Raw genomic sequence first — 21,738 nt, 5'->3', positions numbered from 1 at the left:
TCATGTGCCTAGCCGTGCCCGCCCGTGTCCTCGACCTGCTGCCCGACGCCATGGCCCGCGTGGACATCGGCGGCGTGGGCAAGACGATCTCCGTCGCGCTGGTCGAGGACCTGTCGGTGGGGGACTACGTCATCCTGCATGTGGGCTACGCCCTGGCCCGCCTCGACCCGGAGGAGGCGGAGACCACCCTGGCCCTGATCCGCGACATGGCCGCCCTGGCTGCGACCGACACCACCAATACCCCCGACCCCGCCGGCCCCGCGTCATGAGGTTCATCGACGAGTACCGCGACCCCGCTCTCGGGCGCGGGCTGACGCGGGCGATTGCGGACGCCGTGCAACCCGGTCGGCGCTATCACCTGATGGAGTTCTGCGGCGGCCACACCCACGCCATCGCCCAGCACGGGCTGGCCGACCTGCTGCCGGAGGCGGTGCGGCTGATCCATGGCCCCGGCTGCCCCGTGTGCGTGCTGCCGGTGGGGCGGCTCGACATGGCGCTGGCCCTGGCCCGCAGCCGCCCGGACGTGATCCTGTGCACCTACGGTGACCTCATGCGCGTGCCGGCCAGCGGCGGCGACAGCCTGTACACGGCCCGCGCGGCCGGCGCCGACGTGCGCATGGTGTATTCGACCCTCGACGCCCTGGCCGTCGCCCGCGCCAACCCGCACCGCGAGGTGGTGTTCCTGGCCATCGGGTTCGAAACCACCACCCCGCCGACCGCGCTGGCCCTGGTGCAGGCGGAGAGGGAGGGGCTGCGGAACCTCTCCGTCTTCTGCAACCACGTCCTGACCCCGCCGGCCATTGTGGCGATCCTGGCCGACACGGCGGACGCGCCGCCGCTGGACGGCATCATTGGGCCGGCGCATGTCTCCACCGTGATCGGCAGCGACGCCTACGCACCCTGCGCCGCGCGCTTCGGCGTCCCCGTGGTGATCGCCGGGTTCGAGCCGCTGGACGTGCTGCGCGCCATCGTCATGCTGATGGCGCAGATCAACGCCGGCCGTGCGACGGTGGAGACCGAGTACACCCGTGCCGTAACCGCGACCGGCAACCGCACGGCGCAGGCGCTGATGGAGCAGGTGTTCACGGTGCGCGAGTCGTTCGAGTGGCGCGGCCTGGGGGCCCTGCCCGCCTCCGCCCTGCGGATCCGCGACGCCTACGCGGCGTGGGATGCCGAGGCGCGGTTCAGCATGCCGCCCCGGACCGGCCGGGAGCATCCCGCCTGCGCCTGCGGGTCCGTGCTGCGCGGCGCGCTCGCCCCGCACGACTGCCGCCTGTTCGGCCGCGCCTGCACGCCCGAGCGGCCGCAAGGCGCCTGCATGGTTTCCTCCGAGGGCGCCTGCGCGGCCGCCTGGACCCGCCGCCCCCGTCTTAAAGACGCCCGGCCCAAAGACACCCGGCCCAAAGCCCAGCCCGCCGCCGTCGGTTCCGGAGGAGGAGACTCATGAACAGTCCTGTCCGGCCCTTCCCGCCCCTTGATCACACCCATGGCTTGGTGGAAATGGTCCACGGCGCCGGCGGGCGCGCGATGACCCAGTTGGTGCGGGAGATCTTCGTAACGGCCTTCGACACGCCGGCGCTGCGCCGGGGCGACGACACCGCCCGGGTGCCGATTCCCCCGGGGCGGCTGGTCCTGACGACGGACAGCTACGTCATCACGCCGCGCATCTTCCCGGGCGGGGACATCGGGTCCATGGCCGTCCACGGCACCGTCAACGACGTCGCCATGTCCGGCGCCCAGCCGCTGTATCTGTCGGCGGGCTTCATTCTGGAGGAAGGCCTGCCCCTGTCCGAACTGGCCTGGATCGCCGGCACCATGGCGCGGGCGGCGCACGAGGCGGGCGTGGCCATCGTCACCGGGGACACCAAGGTGGTGGAGCGCGGCGGCTGCGACGGCCTGTTCATCACCACCACGGGCGTCGGGGTCCTGACCGACGACCGGGTGGACATCGCGGGCGACCGCGCCCGGCCGGGCGACGCCATCCTGATCAGCGGCACGCTGGGCGATCACGGCATCGCGGTCATGTCCCAGCGGGAAAACCTGTCGTTCGACACGCCGATCCTGTCCGATTCGGCCGCGCTCAACGGGCTGGTCGAACGCATGGTGGCGGCGGTGCCGGACATCCATGTGCTGCGCGACCCCACGCGGGGCGGGCTCGCGGCGACCCTGAACGAGCTGGCGGACCAGTCCGGCGTGGGCATGGTCGTGCGCGAGACCGCCCTGCCCGTCCGGCCGGAGGTGCGCGGCGCCTGCGAGCTGCTCGGTCTTGATCCGCTGTCGGTCGCCAACGAGGGCAAGCTGATCGCCATCGTGCCGGCGGAGCACACGGACACCCTGCTGGCCGTCATGCGCGACCATCCGCGCGGCCACCACGCGGCCCTCATCGGGGAGGTGATCGCGGATCCGGATCACATCGTGCAACTTGAAACGGCGCTGGGCGGGCGACGCATCATCGACTGGTTGGCCGGCGATCCCCTGCCGCGCATTTGCTGAGCACGGGCGAAGGGGATATCAGCCGGCGCGCCCACCATGCCCCAGGGCGTGGCCCCGCGTCTGGTCCGTGACGCCGGACGCTGCGGGGGCGAGATCGGCCGGGGTTTCCTCCGGCACGGCATAGCCGCGCAGCCAGCCGCCGACCACGCGATGGCGCACGTCGTGGCGCCAGCTTTCCTCCGGACGCGGCGCGATGCGCCACCACCACGCCGGCCCGTCCACCTCGGGCTCGACCCCGTGCAGCAGGTCCTCGGCGGCGGTCGGGCGGTCGCCGGTCATCTCCTGACGCTCGGTGTCCGTGACCAGACAGACCGGGCACGGCACCGCCGCCAGCGCCCGCAGGTGATCCGCCACCAAAGCGCGGCGGAAGGCCTCCAGCTCCTCGGGCGCGCGGCCGTGCTGGCGCTCCAGCCAGCGGCACGGCAACAGCGGAAGCTGGGACAGCACGTTGCAGGAGACCACCAGATCGGCGGACTCGATCGCCGGGATCGCCGCGTTCGGGGTCGGCAAAGCGGCGCCCCGGGGCAGGGTCCGCACGGCCTCCACCACGCCGGTGACGTCACAGGGCATCAGTTCGACCGGCCCCATGCGCAGGCCGGAGACGCGGACCGACGGCATGAACAGCAGGTCGACCAGCACGACCCGGCGGAACAGCAGCGCCAGCGGCTCCAGCGGGACATCGCTGGCGAGCCCGGCCCCGATCACCACCACCGTGTCCCAGCGGTCCAGGCGCACCGCGCGGTCCAGAATGATATGGTGGGTGGCGCGCAGGTGTGGCGCCCAGGCGCGCCGGTTGCGGCGTCGCCGCGCGTCCGTGGCGATCAGCTCGCGCAGATAGCCCATCTGCCGCAGCGACCGAGGGGCTGGGGTAAGGCGGTGGCGAATCCACTCGACGATCATGACCGCTGCGTACTCTTCGACCGGAGTCCGATGGAACGCGGCCGGCGTTCCGCCCGTACCCTTAGAACCGATCGGCACAAATTGAAACCATGTCTGTTTCGGGGTGGTTCCCGACCTGACTCCCGGCGCGGGACCGGAGCGGGATCCACCGCCCTTAGGCCGCCTTGCGGGTAAGCTGAAGGAAGATGTCCTCCAGGTCGGTTTCCTCGGTGACCAGATCGCGAATGTCCAGGTCGGCGGTGTGCAGCGCCTCCAGGATGGTCCCGATGGAGGTCACGCTGGGTTGATAGCGGATCACGATCTGATCGCCGCCGCGCGCGCAGGCGCCCACAGCCGCCAGCCCGGCCGGCAGCGGATCGGGCACGCCCCCGCCCAGGGTCACGATCACCGCCTTGGAATCGAGCCGACGCAGCAGATTTCGGGTGGAGTCGCAGGCCGCCACCGTTCCGTTGTTGATGATCGCGGTCTGATCGCAGAGGGTTTCCGCCTCTTCCAGATAGTGTGTCGTCAACAGGATCGTGGTGCCGCGCGCGTTCAGCTCCTTCACATAGCGCCAGAGCTGCTGGCGCAGTTCGATGTCCACGCCGGCCGTCGGCTCGTCCAGCACCAGAATGGGCGGCTGGTGCACCATCGCCTTGGCCACCAGCAGCCGGCGGCGCATGCCGCCCGACAGGGTGCGGGCGTAGGCATCGGCCTTGTCCGCCAAACCGACCGCGTCCAGGATCTCCAGCGTGCGCCGTTCGCGCCGGGGCACGCCATAGAGGCCGGCCTGCACCTCCAACAGCTCGCGCGGGGTGAAGAACGGATCCAGGTTCAGCTCCTGCGGCACGATGCCGATGGCCGCGCGCGCCTGCCGGTCATCGCGGTCGATGTCGGTGCCCCAAACGCGCACCGTGCCGCTCGTCTTCATAACGAGCCCGGCCATGATGTTGATGAGCGTGGACTTGCCCGCCCCGTTCGGCCCCAGCAACGCGAAGAAGCCGCCGCGCGGAATGGTCAGGGACACCCCGTCCAGCGCCGTCTTGGCCGGCTGGCCGTTGCGGGCCTTGTAGACCTTGGTCAGATTTTCGATCTCGATGGCGTTGGCCGGAACGGGAAGCGGAGCGGGGGTCACGGGAACCTCGGCGTGCAGGGAAGACAGGCCGGATCCGGCATTCGGATCTGGAATGCGCCGGGGCCGGGCGGGTATGATCCGGATCCCGTTCGGGCGCCCCCCCAACATAGGGCGCCGCCGCCAGAAGTCGAGGACCGCCCGCATGGCTCATACGCCCACGTATCCCGTCACCGAGACGGTGGAAACCACCAACCCCGAGGTCGCCTGCGACGGCATCGGCACCGCCTTGGGTCACCCGCGCGTGTTCCTGCACATCAAGCCGGGCGAGACCGACGTGGTCTGCCCGTATTGCTCCCGCCGGTTCGTGCTGACGGCCGGTGCCACGGCGGCGGCGCACTGACGCCCTCATGACCGATACACACACCGCCACCGCCCCCGACCGCCTCTATCTGGTGGACGGGTCGGGCTATATTTTCCGCGCCTACCACAGCCTGCCGCCGATGACGCGGCCGGACGGGACGCCGGTCAACGCCGTGCTCGGCTTCACCAACATGCTGATGAAGCTGCTGGCTGACATGGACGCGGAGCGGGTCGCCGTCATCTTCGACAAAGGCCGCAAGACCTTCCGCAACGAGATCCACCCGGACTACAAGGGCCACCGCCCGGACGCGCCGGAGGATCTGATCCCGCAGTTCCCGCTGATCCGCGACGCCGTGCGCGCCTTTAACGTCGCCTGCGTGGAGATGGAGGGGTTCGAGGCCGATGACCTGATCGCGACCTACGCCAAGCAGGCCGCCGCCCAGGGCATCGCGGTGACCGTGGTGTCGTCGGACAAGGACCTGATGCAGCTCGTCCGCGACGGTGTGGCGCTGTTCGACCCGATGAAGAACAAGCCTATCGGGCCGGAGCAGGTGCGCGAGAAGTTCGGCGTCGGCCCGGACAAGGTGGTGGACGTGCAGGCGCTGGCCGGGGATTCCTCCGACAACGTGCCGGGCGTGCCGGGCATCGGGATCAAGACCGCCGCGCAGTTGATCGACCAGTACGGCGACCTTGAAACGTTGCTGGACCGCGCCGAGGAGATCAAACAGCCCAAACGGCGCCAGAACCTGCTGGAGTTCGCCGATCAGGCCCGGATGTCACGCGACCTCGTGCTGTTGCGCGACGATGTGGACGTGCCGGAGCCGCTGGAAACCTTTGGCGTCAAGGCCCCCGAAAGCGAGGCCCTGCGCGCCTTCCTGACCGAAAACGGCTTCAAGTCCGTGCTGGCCAAGGTGGAGGGCGACCTGATCGCCAAACCCGACGATGGTGCCGGCGCGGCCGCCGATCCGGTCGCCGAGGCCACAACGGCCGACGCGGACTACACCCTGATCCAGGACGTCGAGACCCTGCGCGCCTGGGTGGCGGAGGCCCGGAACGTCGGCGTGGTGGCCATCGACACGGAAACCGACGCCCTATCCGCCATGCGCGGCGGGCTGGTGGGTATCTCGTTGGCGACGGCCCCGGGCCGCGCCGCCTACATCCCGCTCGCCCACCGCAGCGGCGGCGAGGGCCAGCTGGACCTGGGCGGCGCCGGACCGGAGGCCCCACCGCAGATCCCGCTGGAAGACGCCGTCGCGGAACTGAAGGACCTGCTTCTCAACCCGGGGGTGCTGAAGGTCGGGCACAACATCAAGTACGACCTGCATGTGCTCGCCCGCGTCGGGCTGGAGGTGGCACCCGTCGACGACACCATGGTGCTGTCCTACGTGCTGGACGGCACCCGCCTCGGCCAAGGCACGCATGGGCTCGACGATCTGGCGAAGCGCCACTTCGACCACACCATGATCACGTTCAAGGACGTCTGCGGCTCCGGCAAAACCCAGATCACATTCGATCAGGTGACGCTCGACCGCGCGCTGGATTATGCCGCCGAGGATGCAGACTACACCCTGCGCCTGCACCGGCTGCTGAAGCCCCGGCTGGTCGAGGAGCGCATGGTCGCGGTCTACGAGACCCTCGACCGCCCCATGGTGCCCCTGCTGGCGGATATGGAGCGGGCCGGCATCGCGGTCGATCCGGCGGTGCTGAAGGACCTGTCCAAGACCTTCGCCGCCCGCATCGGGGATCTGGAAGACGAGGTGCACCGCCTCGCCGGGCACGCCTTCAACATCGGCTCGCCCAAGCAGCTCGGCGAGGTGCTGTTCGACGAAATGGGCCTGCAGTCCGGCCGCAAGAGCAGCAAGACGGGCGCAAAATCCACCGGCGCCGACGTGCTGGAGGATCTGGCCGCCCAGGGCCACGACCTGCCGGCCCGCGTGCTGGACTGGCGCCAGTTCTCCAAGCTGAAGAGCACCTACACCGATGCGCTGGTGGAGGACATCAACCCCGACACCGGCCGGGTTCACACCACCTTCGGCCTGACGGGCACATCCACGGGCCGGCTGTCGTCCAACGACCCGAACCTGCAGAACATCCCGATCCGCACCGAGGAGGGCCGGCGCATCCGCGAGGCCTTCGTTGCCGCGCCGGGGCACGTGCTGCTGTCGGCGGACTATTCGCAGATCGAGCTGCGACTGGTGGCCCATGTGGCGGACATCAAGGCGCTGAAGGAAGCCTTCCACCACGGCGCCGACATTCACGCCCTGACCGCCAGCCGCATGTTCGGCCAGCCCATCGAGGGCATGGACCCGATGCTGCGCCGCCGGGCCAAGGCCATCAACTTCGGCATCATCTACGGCATTTCGGCGTTCGGGCTGGCCCGCCAACTGTCGATCGGCCGGGGCGACGCGCAGTCGTTCATCGACGCCTATTTCAAGGAGTTCCCGGAGATCCTGGACTACATGGAGCGCACCAAGGCGGAGGCGCGCCAGTATGGCTTTGTCCGCACCCTGTTCGGCCGCAAGTGCTGGACGCCCGGGATCACCGACAAGAACCCGAACATGAAGGGGCTGGCCGAACGCGCCGCCATCAACGCCCCGATCCAGGGCGGGGCCGCCGACATCATCAAGCGCGCCATGATCCAGGTCCCCGACGCCCTCGCCGAGGCCGGATTGGCGGCGCGCCTGCTGCTCCAGGTGCACGACGAACTGATCCTGGAGGTGCCGGAGGCGGAAACGGACGCGACCACGGCCCTGGTGAAGCGGGTGATGGAGGGGGCGGCGTCCCTGTCCGTGCCGCTGGTCGTCGACGCGGGTACGGCGTCCACCTGGGCGGCGGCGCACTGAGGCGCTGCGCCGTGGGCGCGGCAACGTCACCCCATCCGCCCATTTTGCGCGCCTGGTGGCTTACACGACGCGGATGCCGCCGGTCACGCGCAGGCTGTCCGGACTCGGACGCCCCTTCCAAGGCGTGGGGGCACGGCCGTCACGCTTGGGGACGCAGTACAGAACCGTGCTCATACACATCAGAGAGTGGACCCGAAGGTACATATCGTAGTTCTTCTGCATGCTGTGTATCAGTATGGGAATCTCCCACAAATGTTCCGGCTCGTGATATAGGCAGATCGCGAGAATGGGCGCCGTTTCTGAAATAATAGACGACGCTCCTTTCAGGGCTTCGATTTCAGCCCCCTCAATGTCCATTTTGATCATGGTGGGTGGCGTGTCTTGAAACACGGCATCCAACGGCATTGCCGGGACACGGATCTGAGTCGGTGAGGCCGTCGGCTCCGCCGCTGAGGCGCCACCTTCGGCGCCCTCGGCGCCCGGCACGACCGAACTGCCCATGCCCATGGATCCATCAAACGTCAACGTCGTGTTCGAAGACCATGTGGCCATCGGACACAGGTAAAAGTGCGTCTCGGGTGTCTTGGATGCGTGCTCTGTCAGGCAGGCTTCCAGATTTTCGCGTTCGAAACGGTTCGCCTCGAAACAGCACACGGCCTGCTTCGGGCCTTTCCAGTTCTCAAGAGCGGCCGCCACGGTTTCGCCCCGGAACGCGCCGCAATCCGCAAAGATCAACGGTATGTTTTCATTGTGAAATGGCACATCGCTTGGAAAGTATTCAACCTCGTTGTCGGATTCAACGTAGTTCATATGATGAAAATTACTCCGGAATCGAATGATACGATTCAGAAGCATCTGACTTTTTGGATCCTTCAGAAGAGAACGCAGCGCCTTAATACCGCTCGTATCGACGCGGCCATCCGCGCTGCCTTTGTACCATACGACGGGTTTTTCGGAAAAATTAAGAAAGACGGCTTCATAGTTTCTTAAAATATAATCGATATCATATATTTCACGGAATCCGGCGGATCGCAGGACCCCATCAATGCTCTGGCCATATGTTACATTGTCCGAAATCGCCACGAACACCTGAACACTATCCGGGTTTGGGACATCCTTTATTCTGTATACTTTGAGTCCGCTGACTTCTGTGTTCGGTGTATAGGAATCAATGAAAAAATCGGCGTCGAGTCCGTGCTTGCGCAGCCCTTCAAGACAAAACTGGCCCTGCCGGCCGGCACCATAAATAGCCCGCATAGCGCGTGTTCTCCTCGCCCTCATCGAAAACCGTTTGCCGACCGCCCCCGCTCCTATCGTTCTCTACACCTCAAAAAACTAATAATCTGTGAATCGCGACCATTTGAGATAGGCCCTGCTTATCTTTTAATAACAGACCGCTAGCGCCACTTGCATATCTAGTTTTTGGTGAGTCTGAATCCTCAGGACGTGCGTCGCGCGCTGTCTCATGATACCCCAGTCGTGACGAGGTCGTAAGGACCCGCGGCGCCCCCGGCGCACCGGCGCGGGCGCCGCATCGGCTGGGGTCTTGGGGCACCGGCCGCGAGCGCAACACGACCAACGCCCGTCGGACAGGACCCAGGCAGGACCCTGATAGGTTTAGGACCGGGAGGACACCGATGGCTCTGTTGACCCCGGCACTGGTGAAGACCGGTGCCACCGCCGCCAGCAAGGCAGAGGCGATCCGCGCCGTCGTCGCGCTGCTGGCCAAGGCCGGCAAAGTCGATCCGCGCTACGCCGACAGCATGCTCGGCCGGGAGAAGGTCGCGAACACCTATCTGGGCAACGGAATCGCCATCCCGCATGGCCTGCCGAAGGATCGCGGCCTGATCCACGACACCGCCATTGCCGTGCTCCAGCTTCCGGACGGGGTGGAGTGGGGCCCCGGCGACCGCGTCCATCTCGTCGTCGGCATTGCCGCGCGCAACGACGAGCATCTGGGCATCCTGACCAATCTGACCGACGTCCTGGGCGAGGAGGCGGACGCCCGCCGGCTGGCCACCACCCCGAACGCCGCCGAGATCGTCGCCCGCCTGACCGGCGCGCCGGCCCCGACGGCGCCGCCCCGGTCCGCTACGCTGACAGAGTTCGCCGACGGATTCGAGATCACCGTCCCCGGCGTCCACGGCCTGCACGCGCGCCCAGCCACCGCCCTGGTGGACCTCGCCAAAGGGTTTCCCGCCGCCATCCGGGTCGCACACGGCAACCGGATCGCCGACGCCAAGAGCCTCGTCAGCCTGCTGCGCCTGGGCGCCGGTCCGGGCGCCCGTGTCCGCGTCACCGCCGAGGGACCGGACGCCGACATAGCCTTGATCACCCTGCGCAACGCCATCGCCGACGGCCTTGGCGAGGACGGCCGCGGCGAACCGGGCCCTCGCGACGGGCCGCCGACCTCGACGGGGCCGTCCGCCGACTACGAGGGGCGCACCATCGCGGGCGTCGCCGCCTCACCCGGCTGCGCCGTGGGAGCGCTGTTTCCATTCGCCCGCGACCGGATCGTTTACGCCCCCACCGCCAAGGACCCACAGCGCGAGCTGGCGGCCCTGGACCAGGCGCTGCACACGGCCGGGCGCCAGCTCAACACCCTGTACATGGATGTCTGGAAGACCTCGGGAGCCGCCCGCGCGGGCATTTTCCGCGCCCACGAGGAGTTCCTCAACGACCCGGAGATGCTCGACGCCGCCCGCGTTCTGATCCGCAAGGGGCGCAGCGCCCCGGCCGCCTGGGAAGAGGCGTACGAAGAGCGCGTGGGCTTCCTCGCCGGCCTGAAGGACGCCGTGCTAGCCGGGCGGGCCGTGGACCTGCGCGACGCCGGCCGACGGGTGCTCAGGCTGCTGGCCGACACCGTCGAGGACGAGTCCAGCCTGCCGACCGAACCCTGCATCCTGGTCGCGGAGGATCTGACCCCGTCCGACACGGCGCGCTTGGATCCCACGCTCGTGCTGGGCCTGTGCACGGCCGGAGGCGGACCGACCTCGCACACCTCGATCATCGCGCGTTCGCTGGATATCCCCGCGGTGGTCGGGGCCGGCAACTCGGTTCTCGATCTGGCCCCGGGCACGCCGGTCCTGCTGGACGGGGGCAGCGGCCTGCTGGTGGTCCAGCCGACCGACACCGACCGCGCCCGGGCCCAGACCCTCTGCCAGGCCGTGGATACCCGGCGCGCGGCGGAGCGCCAGGACTGCTTCAAACCCGCCCTGACGACGGACGGCCACCGGATCGAAGTCGTAGCCAACATCAGCGATGGGGCCGAAGCGGTTCACGCCGTCGACGCCGGCGGCGAGGGCGTCGGCCTGCTGCGCACCGAATTCCTGTTCGTGAACCGCGACGCCGCGCCGACCGAGGACGAACAGGCCGAGGCCTACACCGCGATGGTGCAGGCCATGAACGGCCTGCCGATGATCCTGCGCACCCTCGACGTGGGCGGGGACAAGGCGATCCCCTATCTGTCCATGCCGGCGGAACAGAATCCCTTCCTCGGCGAACGCGGGATCCGGTTCTGCTTCGCCCACGAAGACCTGTTCCGCACCCAGCTCCGCGCCATGTTCCGGGCCTCGGCCCGGGGACCGGTCCGCATCATGTTCCCGATGATCGCCCTGCTGGAGGAGTTGCACCGCGCCCGCGCCATCGCCGAGGCGGTGCGTCTGGAGATCGGCGCCGGCCCGGTCGAGATCGGCATGATGATCGAGGTTCCCTCCGCCGTCGTGATGGCCCCCGAGTTCGCCCGCGCGGTGGACTTTTTCTCCATCGGGACCAACGATCTGACCCAGTACACCCTGGCGATGGACCGGATGAATCCGGTGCTCGCCCGGCAGGCCGACGGTCTGCATCCGGCGGTGCTGCGCCTGATCGACCAGACCGTGAAGGCCGCCGACGCCGCCGGGATCTGGGTGGGCGCCTGCGGCGGCATCGCCGGGGACCCCCGGGGCGTCACCATCCTGACCGGGCTGGGTGTGCGGGAACTCAGCGTCTCCATTCCCAGCATCGCCGCCGTGAAAGCCCAGATCCGAGACCAATCCCTGGCCGCCAACCGCGCCCTCGCGACGCGCGCGCTGGCCTGTACCGACGCCGCCGCTGTCCGCGCGCTGGTGTCCTGAGGAGCCCAAGCATGGCTACTGCCCCCCGTATCATTACCCTGTCGCTCAATTCCGCCATCGATCAGACGATCACGGTCCCGGGCTTCGCGCTCGATTCCGTGAACCGGGTCGTCGCCACCCAGACGGACGCCGGCGGCAAGGGCGTCAACGTCGCCTGCTTCCTGGCCCATGTCGGCCATGCCGTGGCGCTGGCCGGACTGCTCGGCCGGGACACCTCCGCGCTGTTCACCCGCCACTTCGCCGCCACCGGCGTGACGGACATCACGGTGCATGTGCACGGCGCCACCCGCACCAACCTGAAGATCATCGACCCCGACGGCGGCAGCATCACGGACCTGAACTTCCCCGGCCCGGGCGTGTCCACCGCCGACGTCGACGCCGTGCTGCGGTCGATGGAGCGCGCGGCCTCGGGCGGGCTCGACTGGCTGGTCCTGTCCGGCAGCCTGCCGGCCGGCCTGCCCTCCTCGATCTATGCCGAGCTGACCACCTGGGGCCAGAAGCAGGGCGCGCGAGTGGTGCTGGACACCAGCGGCGCCCCGCTGGCCGACGCCCTGGCGGCGCGACCGGACATCATCAAGCCGAACCAGGACGAGTTGGAGGCGCTGGTCGGCAGCCCGATGTCCGACCAGGACGCGGTCGCGGCGGCGGCGGGCCGGCTGGTGGCGGACGGAATCGGGTTGGTGGTGGTCTCGCGCGGGCCGGAGGGCGCCATTCTGCGCGACCGTCACAGCGCCTGGCTCGCCGTGCCGCCCGACGTGCCGGTCGCCAGCACGGTCGGCGCCGGGGACGCCATGGTGGCCGGACTGGTCCACGCCGCCATCCGGGGGCTCCCCCTCAACGAGACCGCCCGGCAGGCCACGGGCTTCGCCCTGGGGGCGCTGGGCGAGATCGGCCCCCGCCTGCCCGACCCGGACCGCATCGAGGCCCTGGCGCGTCAGGTGACCGTGACGCCGCTGGATGTCGGCTGATCCAAAAAACCACGCAACCGGAGGACATGTCTTGGCCACGATCGTCGCCATCACGGCTTGCCCCACGGGGATCGCGCACACCCACCTCGCGGCGGAGGCCCTGGAGGCCACCGCCCGGCGCAAGGGCCACGCCATCCGGGTTGAACGTCAGAGCGCCCAGGGCGTCGAGCACACGCTGACCGAGGCCGAGATCGCCGCCGCCGACCTTGTCCTCATCGCCGCCGACGTGCGGGTGGATGAGTCGCGCTTTGTCGGCAAGCCGATCTACGGCTGCTCCAGCAGCGAGGCGATCCGCCGCACCGAGGCCATCCTGGCCGACGCCCTCGGCCCGCTGTGGGCGCCAACGGCGGAGCCGGCCCCCGCACCGCCGTTACCGACCGGCGAAGAGGCGGCCACCGGCCTCAAGATCGTCGCCATCACCGCCTGCCCCACCGGCATCGCCCACACCTTCATGGCCGCCGACGCCCTGAAGAAGGCCGCCACCGCCGCCGGGCACAGCCTGCACGTGGAAACGCAAGGCTCGGTCGGGGCCAAGACCCCGCTCGACCCGGCGGAGATCGCGGCGGCCGATCTCGTCATCATCGCCGCCGACACCCATGTGGACGACAGCCGATTCATCGGCCGCAAGGTCTACAAGACCTCCGTCGGCGCGGCGGTGAAACACCCCGCCGACGTGCTGCACACCGCCATCGCCGAGGGCGCCGTGCTGGGCGGAACCGGCAGCGCCGGTGCTTCGGGTGGCGCGGGCGGCTATCAGGAGTCCGTGCAGGCGGCCAAGGCCGCGCAACGACGCAGCCGTAGCGGTCCCTACAAGCACCTGCTGACCGGCGTGTCCTACATGCTGCCGATCGTCGTGGCCGGCGGTCTGCTGATCGCGCTGTCGTTCGTGTTCGGCATCAACGCCTTCGAGGAGGAGGGCACGCTGGCCGCCGCGCTGATGAGCATCGGCGGCGGTGCCGCGTTCCAGATCATGGTGCCGGTGCTGGCCGGCTTCATCGCCTATTCCATCGCCGACCGGCCGGGGCTGGCGCCGGGTCTGATCGGCGGCATGCTGGCGGTCAATCTGAACGCCGGGTTCCTGGGCGGCATCGTCGCCGGGTTCCTCGCCGGCTACCTCGCGCGCTGGATGAGGGACCAAATCAAGCTGCCGCGCAATCTGGAGGGCCTGAAGCCGGTCCTCATCATCCCGCTGCTGTCCACGCTGGTGGTGGGTCTGCTGATGGTCTACGTGATCGGCGCGCCCGTGGCCTACATCCTGGAAACGCTGCGCGCGTTCCTGTCCAACCTCGGCACCACCAATGCCGTCGTCCTGGGCCTGATCCTGGGCGGCATGATGGCCGTGGACATGGGCGGGCCGGTCAACAAGGCGGCCTATACCTTCGCCGTCGGCTTGCTGACCAGCGAGACCTACGCGCCCATGGCCGCCGTCATGGCCGCCGGCATGACCCCGCCCCTGGGCGTGGCGCTGGCGACCATCGTGGCCCGCAACCGGTTCACCCGCGACGAGCGGGACGCCGGCAAGGCCGCCGCCGTGCTGGGCCTCGCGTTCATCACCGAGGGCGCCATCCCCTTCGCCGCCCGGGATCCGGCACGCGTGATTCCGTCCTTCATCGTCGGCTCGGCGGTGGCCGGCGCGCTGTCCATGGCGCTGGGCTGCACGCTGTTGACGCCGCACGGCGGCATCTTCGTGCTCGCGATTCCCAACGCGGTCGGCCATCTGGCCTTTTACGCGCTGTCGATCGTGATCGGGACTCTGGTCACCACGGCCCTGCTGGTGGGGCTCAAGAAACCGGTGCCCGAAACGGCGTGAGACCGACGGCCTCCCCCGAACACACCACGGGCGGACGAAGGTGTCCCCTCGCCCGCCCGCTGTATCGTCGACGTCGGAGCGCCGAATCCCGCCGTGTTATTTGGCGGTCTTTTCGGCCTCGATCGATTTCATGATGATCTCGGCCGCCTCATCCGGATCGCCCCAGCCCAGGATCTTGGTCCACTTGCCTTCTTCCAGATCCTTGTAGTGGGTGAAGAAGTGCTCGATGCGGTGCAGCTCGGTCGGGCGCACATCCTTATAGTGGTTCACGTTGTCGTGATAGGGATGCAGCTTGGAGTGCGGCACGCCCAGGATCTTCTCATCCATGCCGCTTTCGTCTTCCATCTTCATCACGCCGATGGGACGACAGCGCAGCACCGACCCGACCGCGACCGGAATACGGCCCAGGACCATCACGTCCGCCGGGTCGCCGTCCGCCGCCAGCGTGTGCGGGATGAAGCCGTAGTTCAACGGGTAGTGCATGGCCGTGTGAAGGAACCGGTCCACGTACATGGCCCCCGATTCCTTATCGACCTCGTACTTCACCGGGTCCGCGCGCATCGGAATTTCGATGATGACGTTGATGTCTGTCGGCGGATTCTTGCCGACGGGAATCTTGCTCAGATCCATGGTGTGTCCCGCGCCCCTCGTTTTGGGTGAACCAGGTAAAGTGGGCGCACTTTACCCGGTTTGGCACCAGGGTCAATCGCCCGTCCCGATACGGTCGCGAGGAACGGAGACGCGTTTAACGGAGGCGACCGACCGACCCGACGCGGAGGTCGGCGCGCGGGCCGGCTTGATTTCGGCGCGCAATTTGCTACGGTTCAATAGTTTTTCTTTACAGGAAATCCTTCTTCGTCGTCCGGCGCAAAACCCCCGTGGGAGCACCCATGAATGTTGTGTGACTTTCCAGCGCCATCGCGTCATGATGGTGCGGTGCCGAACCCGGCGTAGCACGGCACATCCGCGTTCCAAAAACCCGGACCTGCCCGATGACCCGATATTCCGCGCTGTCCCTCATCCGTCAGGGCTTCGCCGGCCACAATGGCTGGCCCCGCGTCTGGCGCGACGCGACGCCCCGTTCCGGCTATGACATCGTCATCATCGGCGGCGGCGGCCACGGCCTCGCCACCGCCTACTATCTCGCCCGCAATCACGGCCTGACGAACATCGCCGTCCTGGAAAAGGGCGGACTGGGCGGCGGCAACGTCGGGCGCAACACCACCATCGTGCGCTCGAACTACCTGCTGGACGAAAACGCCGCCTTCTATGAGCACGGCATGAAGCTGTGGACCCGGCTGTCCCGGGACCTCAACTTCAACGTGATGCTCAGCCAGCGCGGCGTGCTGAACCTCGCCCACACCGATGCGCAGATGGAAGCGTTCGCCCGCCGGGGCAACGCCATGCGGCTGAACGGTATCGACGCGGAGCTTCTGGACGTCGCGGCGGTGCAGCAGGCCGCCCCGCTGCTCGATACGTCGCCGGACGCGCGCTTCCCCATCGTCGGCGGCCTGATCCAGCCGCGCGCCGGCACCGCCCGCCACGACGCGGTCGCCTGGGGCTACGCCCGCGCCGCCGACGCCCTGGGCGTGGACATCATCCAGAACTGCGAGGTCACCGCCATCCGCCGCGACCGCTCCGGCGCGGTGCTCGGGGTGGAGACCACGCGCGGCCTGATCGGCGCGGAGAAGATCGGCCTGTGCGTCGCCGGGCACACCAGCCAACTGGCGGCGATGGTGGACCTGCCGCTGCCGCTCGAAAGCCACCTGTTGCAGGCCATGGTGACCGAGCCGGTCAAGCCCTGCCTGGACACCGTGGTGACCTCGGGCGCGGCGCACTGCTACATCAGCCAGACCGACAAGGGCGAGCTGGTGTTCGGCGGCGACCTGGACGGCTACCCCAGCTTCGCCCAGCGCGGCGAAACCCCGCGGATCGAGCACATCTGCGCCAGCGCCGTGGCGCTGTTCCCGGCGTTCTCCCGCCTGCGCCTGATGCGCACCTGGGGCGGGGTGGTCGACATGTCGATGGACGGCAGCCCGATCATCGACCGAACCCCGGTGCCGGGCCTGTACCTGAACGGCGGCTGGAACTACGGCGGCTTCAAGGCCACCCCGGCCGCCGGCTGGTGTTTCGCCCACACCATCGCCCACGACGCGCCCCACCCGCTGGTGCGGCCGTTCGCGCTCGACCGCTTCGCCCGGGGCGCGACCCTGGACGAGAAGGGGGCCGGCCCGACCCCCGCGCTTCACTGATCCGACCCGGCCCGCGAGGACGCCTGTTGCCATGATGCTGATCCCCTGCCCCTGGTGTGGCCCCCGCCCGCGCGTTGAGTTCACCTATGGCGGCCCCGACCCCTCCACCCATCCCCGTCCCGCCGACACCGCACCCTTGGACGTCTGGACCCGCTACGTCTACGAGCGCGACAACCCCAAGGGGGAGGCGCGCGAACTGTGGCGCCACGGCGCCGGCTGCCGCCAGTGGTTCGTGGTGGAGCGCGACACGGTCACCCACGCCGTTGCCGCCAGCGAGCCCCTGCCAGGCGTGGAGGATCCGCGATGACCAAAGCACCGGATGAAACCGGGATCGCGCCCCAAGCGTGCCGCCTGGAGACCGGCGGCCATATCGACCGCGACCGCACCCTGCGCTTCCGCTTCGACGGCCGGACCCTGACCGGCCACCCGGGGGATACCCTGGCCTCCGCGCTGCTGGCGAACGGGGTGCGGCTGGTGGCGCGCTCCTTCAAATACCACACGCCGCGCGGCATTCTCGCCGAGGGGGCGGAGGATCCGTCCGGGCTGGTCGCACTCGGCCGGGGCGCCCGGCACGAGCCGAACACCCGCGCCACGATGACCACCCTGACCGACGGCCTGGAGGCCCGGTCCCAGAACGCCTGGCCCAGCCTGCGCTGGGACGCGGCGGCCCTGATGCGACCGTTGAGCGCATTCATGCCGGTGGGGTTCTACTACAAGACGTTCCAGTGGCCGCCGCAGGTCTGGCCGCTGGCGGAGCCCGTGCTGCGCCGCATGGCCGGTCTGGGGACCAGCCCCCGGCAACCCGACCCCGACACCTACGAACACCGCACCGCCCATTGCGACGTGCTGGTGGTCGGCGCCGGTCCCGCCGGCCTCATGGCGGCCTGGGCCGCCCTGGCGGCGGGCGCGCGGGTCATCCTGGCCGACGAGCGCGCGAGCCTGGGCGGTTGCCTGCTGAAGGAACGCACGGTCCTCAACGACGCCCCGGCGGCCGACTGGGTCCAGACGGTGCTCGGCGAGCTGACCAGCGACTCCCGGGTCACCGTGCTGCCCGCCACCACCGTGACCGGCCAACACGATCACGGCTTTTGGCTGGCAGCGGAGCGCATCTATGACCGCCCCGACACGGATCCCGCCGCCGCGGGCCCGCGCCAGCGGCTGTGGCACATCCGCGCCAAGCAAACCGTACTGGCCACCGGCGCCATCGAGCGCCCGCTGGTGTTCGCCGGCAACGACCGGCCGGGCGTGATGCTGGCGGGCTCGGTGCGTGCCTATCTGAACCAGTACGCCGTGGCGCCCGGCCACAAGGCCGTGGTGTTCGCCAGCCACGACGAGGGCTATCGCACCGCCCTGGACCTCGTCGCGGCCGGCATCCCCGTGGCCGCCGTGGTCGATCCGCGCGCCGACGTGCGCGGCCCCCTGCCCGACCGTGTCCGCGCCCTGGGCGTGCCGGTGCGCGACGGCTATGTGATCGGCGACACGCGGGGCACCGCCTCCGGCGGCCTGTCCGCCGTCTCGGTCCACCGCTACCGCACCGGCGGCGACATGGTCTCGGTCGGCGAGTGGCTGGACATCGATCTGCTGGCCACCTCCGGCGGCTGGAACCCGACCCTGCACCTGCACGCCCACACCGGCGCACGGCCGATCTGGGACGCCGAGACGCTGGCCTTCCAGCCCGACCCCGACCGGGGACCGGCATGGCTGGCGGGGGCCTGCGGGGGCCTGAAGCCGCTGGATGCCGTGCTGCTCAGCGGGCGGGAGGCCGGACGCGGCGCCGCCGAGGCCGCCGGCTTGCGGCTGCCCGAAGGGGGATCGCCCTGCCCCACGGTCGCCCCCGACGATCCGGCGCAGGCCACCGCCGGCACGCGGCGCGCCGCCTTGTGGGCGGTGCCGAAGCCCGCCGTCGCCAACGGCAAGCGCTTCGTCGACCTGCAAAGCGACGTGACGGTGGAAGACGTCGCCCTCGCCCACCGCGAGGGCCTGGAGAGCGTCGAGCACCTGAAGCGCTACACCGCCCTCGGCATGGGCACCGACCAGGGCAAGACCAGCAACGTGACCGGCCTCACCCTGTTGGCGGCGGCCCGCCACCAGCCCATCCCCGAGGTCGGCACCACCACCTTCCGCGCCCCCTACACCCCGATCACCCTGGGCGCCCTGGCCGGCACCGCCACCGGTGAGCAGTTCGCGCCCGTCCGACGCTCCCCCCTGCACGACGTCCAGGCGGAGGCCGGCGCCGTGTTCCAGGCCACCGGCCTGTGGCTGCGCCCGCGCTTCTTCCCGCGCGACGGCGAAACGCTGGCGGAGGCGGTGCAGCGCGAGGTGCGGACCACGCGCGAGCGCGTGGGCATGGTGGACGTGTCCTTCCTGGGCAAGATCGACATCCAGGGCCCGGACGCCGCTGAATTCCTCAACCGCGTCTACGTCAACGGCTGGACCGGCCTGCCCGTGGGCAAGGTCCGCTATGGCCTGATGCTGCGCGAGGACGGCATGGTGTTGGACGATGGCACCACCGCGCGGCTGGCCGAGGATCATTTCGCCATGACCACCACCACGGCCAACGCCGGCCGGGTCATGGAGCACCTGGAGCACGCCCTTCAGGTCTATTGGCCGGAGCTTGACGTGCGGCTGGTGTCCACCACCGACGCCTGGGCCGCCATCGCCCTGGCCGGGCCGCGCAGCCGCCAATTGCTCACCTTCGTGACCGACCTGGACGTCTCCAACGACGCCCTGCCGTTCATGGGCGTGGCGACCGGGGACGTGTGCGGGATTCCGGCGCGCGTGTTCCGCATCAGCTTCTCGGGCGAACTGGCCTACGAGATCAACGTCCCCGCCGGGTATGGCGAAACCCTGTGGCGGCGCCTGAGTCAGGCGGGCTCGGCACTGGGGCTGACGCCCTATGGCTCCGAGGCGCTGGGCGTCATGCGGATCGAAAAGGGCCACGTTGCCGGGCCGGAACTGGACGGCCGCACCACGCCCCACGACCTGGGGCTCGGCCGCATGGTCTCGACGAAGAAGAGCTTCATCGGCCACCGCCTGCTGGAACGCCCGGCCTTGACCGATCCCGACCGGCCGCGCCTGGTCGGGCTGGTGCCGGAGGATGGGCGCACGCGCCTGCTGGCCGGCAGCCAGATCATCGCGGTCGAGCACGCCGGGGCGCCGCCTCCGATCCCGCGCCTCGGTCATATCTCGTCGGCGTGTTCAGGGCCGTCCGTGGGCCATCCGGTCGCGCTGGGGTTCCTGACCGGCGGCCTGGAGCAGTGGGCCGATCAGACCGTGCTGGTCACCTACCCGCTGAAGGGCACGCAGGTGCGCGCCCGCGTCGTGCCGCCCCAGTTCTACGATCCGGAGGGGAGCCGCCAGAATGCCTAAGCCCGCCGCGAATCCCGCCCCGCTGTTCGACCGCCCGGCGCCGGTCTCCCCCTTGGCGGGGTGTGCGCAGCCCGCCCACCTTCCCGACGCCCTCCTGACGGAACGGCACGGCCTGACGCTGTGGCATGTGGATGCAGGACGCGCCTCGGCACCAGAAACACTCGCCGGCCTAAACCTGCCGCGCACACCCAACACGGTAGACGCGCCGAAGGGCCCCAAAGGTCCCGCCGCGCTGTGGCTGGGGCCGGGCCGGTGGCTCCTGGCGCTGTCGGCTTCGGGACCCACCCCCGACGACGCCCCGGAGCTCACGCTCGTGGATCAAACGCACGCCCGTTGCGCGCTGCGCCTGGTCGGCGCGGGCGCGCGCACCGAACTCGCCAAGGGCTGCGCACTCGACCTAAGCGAAGCCACGTTCGAGGAGGATCAGTGCGCCCAAACCCTGCTGCACGACATTCCCGTGCTGCTGCATGCGGCGGACGACGACGTCATCGACCTGTACGTCGCCCGCAGTTTCGCCCGGGCCCTCTGGGAGACCTTGGCCCATCTCCCTTCCGGCAAGGGCGTTCGGGCGGCTCCCACCGCCCGAACCGGATGACCGAACACCGCAAGGACCTCATCCTCCGGAGACCGGATCAGAGATCCGGTCTCAGAGCCCGGCGGCCATCTCCTTGACGAAGCCGGCGACCTGCTCGCCCATATCGGGGCGTTGCAGGGCAAAGGCGATGTTGGCCTTCAGGAAGCCGACCTTGTCGCCGCAGTCGAAGCGCGTACCCTCGAACCGCAGGCCGTGGAACGGCACACCATCCTGGATGGTCGCCGCCATGCCGTCGGTGAGCTGGATTTCGCCGCCCGAGCCCTTGCCGATGCTGCCCAGCTTGTCCATGACCGTGGAATCCAGCACATAGCGGCCGATGATCGATAGCGTCGAGGGCGCGTCCTCCGGCTTCGGCTTTTCGACCAGCCCGTCGGCGCGGGCCAGACGGCCATCATCGGATTGGACCTTCAGGATGCCGTACTTGTTGGTCTGGTCGCGCGGGACCTCCTCGCTCGCGACGACGTTGCCCCCGACCTGGGCGTGCGCCTCGATCAGCTGGCCGATCGCAGGGGTCTCCGACAGGATCAGGTCGTCCGGCAGGATGACCGCGAACGGCTCACCCTCGGAAATGAAGGAGCGGGCACACCACACCGCATGTCCCAGGCCGAGAGGGTTGTGCTGGCGGGTGGCAATGACACGACCCGGCTCCGGGATCGCCTTGCGCAACTCCTCCAGAACGTCGGTCTTGCCGCGCTGGCTCAAAAGCTGTTCCAGCTCGAACGCATGGTCGAAATGCTCGACCAGCACATGCTTGCCGCGCCCGGTGACGAAAATGAAGTACTCGATGCCGGCGGCGGCGGCTTCTTCGACCGCGTACTGAATCAGCGGTTTGTCGACCACCGGCAGCATTTCCTTGGCCATCGTCTTGGTCGCGGGCAGGAACCGCGTGCCCAGACCAGCGACAGGGAAGATGGCTTTCTTGACGGGTTTGGTCATCTGACGTGCTCTCCCTTTGCGCCGTCGCGCGTCGGTGTGCGAT

Annotated in this window: 17 protein-coding genes; 12 read left to right on the top strand and 5 right to left on the bottom strand. The window is 69.2% G+C overall.

Annotation, left to right across the window (positions count from 1 at the left end):
- Positions 1-2: 2 nt before the first annotated feature.
- Genes GGD82_RS11460 through hypE form a run of 3 tightly spaced genes read left to right on the top strand, consistent with a single transcriptional unit; the run spans position 3 to position 2,493 of the window.
- Entirely contained in the window at positions 3-269 is a 267-nt protein-coding gene (locus GGD82_RS11460; RefSeq protein WP_150061793.1) for a HypC/HybG/HupF family hydrogenase formation chaperone, read from the top strand.
- The gene (hypD, locus tag GGD82_RS11455) at positions 266-1,447 is read left to right on the top strand and encodes a hydrogenase formation protein HypD (RefSeq protein ID WP_150061792.1); all 1,182 of its coding nucleotides are present in this window, start codon (positions 266-268) and stop codon (positions 1,445-1,447) included. The genes GGD82_RS11460 and hypD overlap by 4 nt, the downstream gene beginning before the upstream one ends.
- Positions 1,444-2,493 carry a hydrogenase expression/formation protein HypE gene (gene hypE, locus GGD82_RS11450; protein ID WP_150061791.1) on the top strand — a complete coding sequence of 350 codons (1,050 nt, stop codon included), beginning with the start codon at positions 1,444-1,446 and terminating at the stop codon, positions 2,491-2,493. Before hypD ends, hypE begins: the two co-directional genes overlap by 4 nt.
- Before the next feature lie 18 nt (positions 2,494-2,511).
- On the opposite strand, the gene GGD82_RS11445 is transcribed toward hypE, so the two are convergent.
- Positions 2,512-3,471, bottom strand: a complete 960-nt coding sequence (locus GGD82_RS11445) for a hypothetical protein (RefSeq protein ID WP_150061790.1) — start codon at positions 3,469-3,471, stop codon at positions 2,512-2,514.
- A 76-nt stretch (positions 3,472-3,547) separates the two neighbouring features.
- The gene (locus GGD82_RS11440; protein WP_246163778.1) at positions 3,548-4,507 is read right to left on the bottom strand and encodes an ABC transporter ATP-binding protein; all 960 of its coding nucleotides are present in this window, start codon (positions 4,505-4,507) and stop codon (positions 3,548-3,550) included.
- 142 nt (positions 4,508-4,649) lie between these two features.
- Between GGD82_RS11440 and GGD82_RS11435 the strand changes: the two genes are divergently transcribed.
- Together GGD82_RS11435 and polA are read left to right on the top strand one after the other, a co-directional pair.
- Positions 4,650-4,847, top strand: coding sequence for a zinc-finger domain-containing protein (locus tag GGD82_RS11435; RefSeq protein ID WP_150061789.1), 198 nt, complete (start codon positions 4,650-4,652; stop codon positions 4,845-4,847).
- Positions 4,848-4,854: 7 nt separating this feature from the next.
- Positions 4,855-7,650, top strand: coding sequence for a DNA polymerase I (polA, locus tag GGD82_RS11430; RefSeq protein ID WP_150061788.1), 2,796 nt, complete (start codon positions 4,855-4,857; stop codon positions 7,648-7,650).
- 60 nt (positions 7,651-7,710) lie between these two features.
- On the opposite strand, the gene GGD82_RS11425 is transcribed toward polA, so the two are convergent.
- A complete protein-coding gene (locus tag GGD82_RS11425; RefSeq protein WP_170284220.1) occupies positions 7,711-8,907 on the bottom strand; it encodes an FkbM family methyltransferase in 1,197 nt (398 codons plus the stop codon).
- 380 nt (positions 8,908-9,287) lie between these two features.
- Here GGD82_RS11425 and ptsP point away from each other — a divergent pair, with 380 nt between their 5' ends.
- The 3 genes from ptsP to GGD82_RS11410 are packed head-to-tail and all read left to right on the top strand — an operon-like array spanning position 9,288 to position 14,543.
- On the top strand, positions 9,288-11,765 hold the full coding sequence (ptsP, locus tag GGD82_RS11420; protein WP_150061786.1) for a phosphoenolpyruvate--protein phosphotransferase: 2,478 nt from the start codon (positions 9,288-9,290) through the stop codon (positions 11,763-11,765).
- Between the two features lie 11 nt (positions 11,766-11,776).
- On the top strand, positions 11,777-12,733 hold the full coding sequence (gene pfkB / locus GGD82_RS11415) for a 1-phosphofructokinase (protein ID WP_150061785.1): 957 nt from the start codon (positions 11,777-11,779) through the stop codon (positions 12,731-12,733).
- Positions 12,734-12,764: 31 nt separating this feature from the next.
- Positions 12,765-14,543 (top strand): PTS fructose-like transporter subunit IIB, encoded by a 1,779-nt coding sequence (locus tag GGD82_RS11410; RefSeq protein WP_150061784.1) that lies wholly within the window; start codon positions 12,765-12,767, stop codon positions 14,541-14,543.
- A gap of 96 nt (positions 14,544-14,639) precedes the next feature.
- On the opposite strand, the gene ppa is transcribed toward GGD82_RS11410, so the two are convergent.
- Positions 14,640-15,173: an inorganic diphosphatase gene (gene ppa / locus GGD82_RS11405; protein ID WP_150061783.1), complete on the bottom strand. Its 534-nt coding sequence runs from the start codon at positions 15,171-15,173 to the stop codon at positions 14,640-14,642.
- Positions 15,174-15,535: 362 nt separating this feature from the next.
- Here ppa and GGD82_RS11400 point away from each other — a divergent pair, with 362 nt between their 5' ends.
- The 4 genes from GGD82_RS11400 to GGD82_RS11385 are packed head-to-tail and all read left to right on the top strand — an operon-like array spanning position 15,536 to position 20,759.
- The gene (locus GGD82_RS11400; protein WP_150061782.1) at positions 15,536-16,795 is read left to right on the top strand and encodes a sarcosine oxidase subunit beta family protein; all 1,260 of its coding nucleotides are present in this window, start codon (positions 15,536-15,538) and stop codon (positions 16,793-16,795) included.
- A gap of 31 nt (positions 16,796-16,826) precedes the next feature.
- Complete coding sequence (locus GGD82_RS11395; RefSeq protein WP_150061781.1) at positions 16,827-17,102, top strand: sarcosine oxidase subunit delta; 276 nt, start codon at positions 16,827-16,829, stop codon at positions 17,100-17,102.
- Positions 17,099-20,164 (top strand): sarcosine oxidase subunit alpha family protein, encoded by a 3,066-nt coding sequence (locus GGD82_RS11390; RefSeq protein WP_150061780.1) that lies wholly within the window; start codon positions 17,099-17,101, stop codon positions 20,162-20,164. The genes GGD82_RS11395 and GGD82_RS11390 overlap by 4 nt, the downstream gene beginning before the upstream one ends.
- Positions 20,157-20,759: a sarcosine oxidase subunit gamma gene (locus GGD82_RS11385; protein WP_150061779.1), complete on the top strand. Its 603-nt coding sequence runs from the start codon at positions 20,157-20,159 to the stop codon at positions 20,757-20,759. The genes GGD82_RS11390 and GGD82_RS11385 overlap by 8 nt, the downstream gene beginning before the upstream one ends.
- Positions 20,760-20,810: 51 nt before the next feature.
- On the opposite strand, the gene GGD82_RS11380 is transcribed toward GGD82_RS11385, so the two are convergent.
- Positions 20,811-21,695, bottom strand: a complete 885-nt coding sequence (locus GGD82_RS11380; protein ID WP_150061778.1) for a UTP--glucose-1-phosphate uridylyltransferase — start codon at positions 21,693-21,695, stop codon at positions 20,811-20,813.
- Between the last annotated feature and the right edge of the window lie 43 nt (positions 21,696-21,738).

This window comes from Roseospira marina (assembly GCF_014197855.1).
In the GTDB taxonomy this organism is placed as follows: domain Bacteria; phylum Pseudomonadota; class Alphaproteobacteria; order Rhodospirillales; family Rhodospirillaceae; genus Rhodospira; species Rhodospira marina.
Note: the sequence above shows the minus strand (reverse complement) of the source record. Positions and strands in the feature narration are given on the sequence as shown.

Coding starts and splice junctions, on each gene's coding strand:
- GGD82_RS11460 (WP_150061793.1), top strand. CDS start 3: ATGTGCCTAGCCGTGCCCGCCCGTGTCCTCGACCTGCTGCCCGACGCC.
- hypD (WP_150061792.1), top strand. CDS start 266: ATGAGGTTCATCGACGAGTACCGCGACCCCGCTCTCGGGCGCGGGCTG.
- hypE (WP_150061791.1), top strand. CDS start 1,444: ATGAACAGTCCTGTCCGGCCCTTCCCGCCCCTTGATCACACCCATGGC.
- GGD82_RS11435 (WP_150061789.1), top strand. CDS start 4,650: ATGGCTCATACGCCCACGTATCCCGTCACCGAGACGGTGGAAACCACC.
- polA (WP_150061788.1), top strand. CDS start 4,855: ATGACCGATACACACACCGCCACCGCCCCCGACCGCCTCTATCTGGTG.
- GGD82_RS11425 (WP_170284220.1), bottom strand. CDS start 8,907: ATGCGGGCTATTTATGGTGCCGGCCGGCAGGGCCAGTTTTGTCTTGAA.
- ptsP (WP_150061786.1), top strand. CDS start 9,288: ATGGCTCTGTTGACCCCGGCACTGGTGAAGACCGGTGCCACCGCCGCC.
- pfkB (WP_150061785.1), top strand. CDS start 11,777: ATGGCTACTGCCCCCCGTATCATTACCCTGTCGCTCAATTCCGCCATC.
- ppa (WP_150061783.1), bottom strand. CDS start 15,173: ATGGATCTGAGCAAGATTCCCGTCGGCAAGAATCCGCCGACAGACATC.
- GGD82_RS11400 (WP_150061782.1), top strand. CDS start 15,536: ATGACCCGATATTCCGCGCTGTCCCTCATCCGTCAGGGCTTCGCCGGC.
- GGD82_RS11395 (WP_150061781.1), top strand. CDS start 16,827: ATGATGCTGATCCCCTGCCCCTGGTGTGGCCCCCGCCCGCGCGTTGAG.
- GGD82_RS11390 (WP_150061780.1), top strand. CDS start 17,099: ATGACCAAAGCACCGGATGAAACCGGGATCGCGCCCCAAGCGTGCCGC.
- GGD82_RS11385 (WP_150061779.1), top strand. CDS start 20,157: ATGCCTAAGCCCGCCGCGAATCCCGCCCCGCTGTTCGACCGCCCGGCG.
- GGD82_RS11380 (WP_150061778.1), bottom strand. CDS start 21,695: ATGACCAAACCCGTCAAGAAAGCCATCTTCCCTGTCGCTGGTCTGGGC.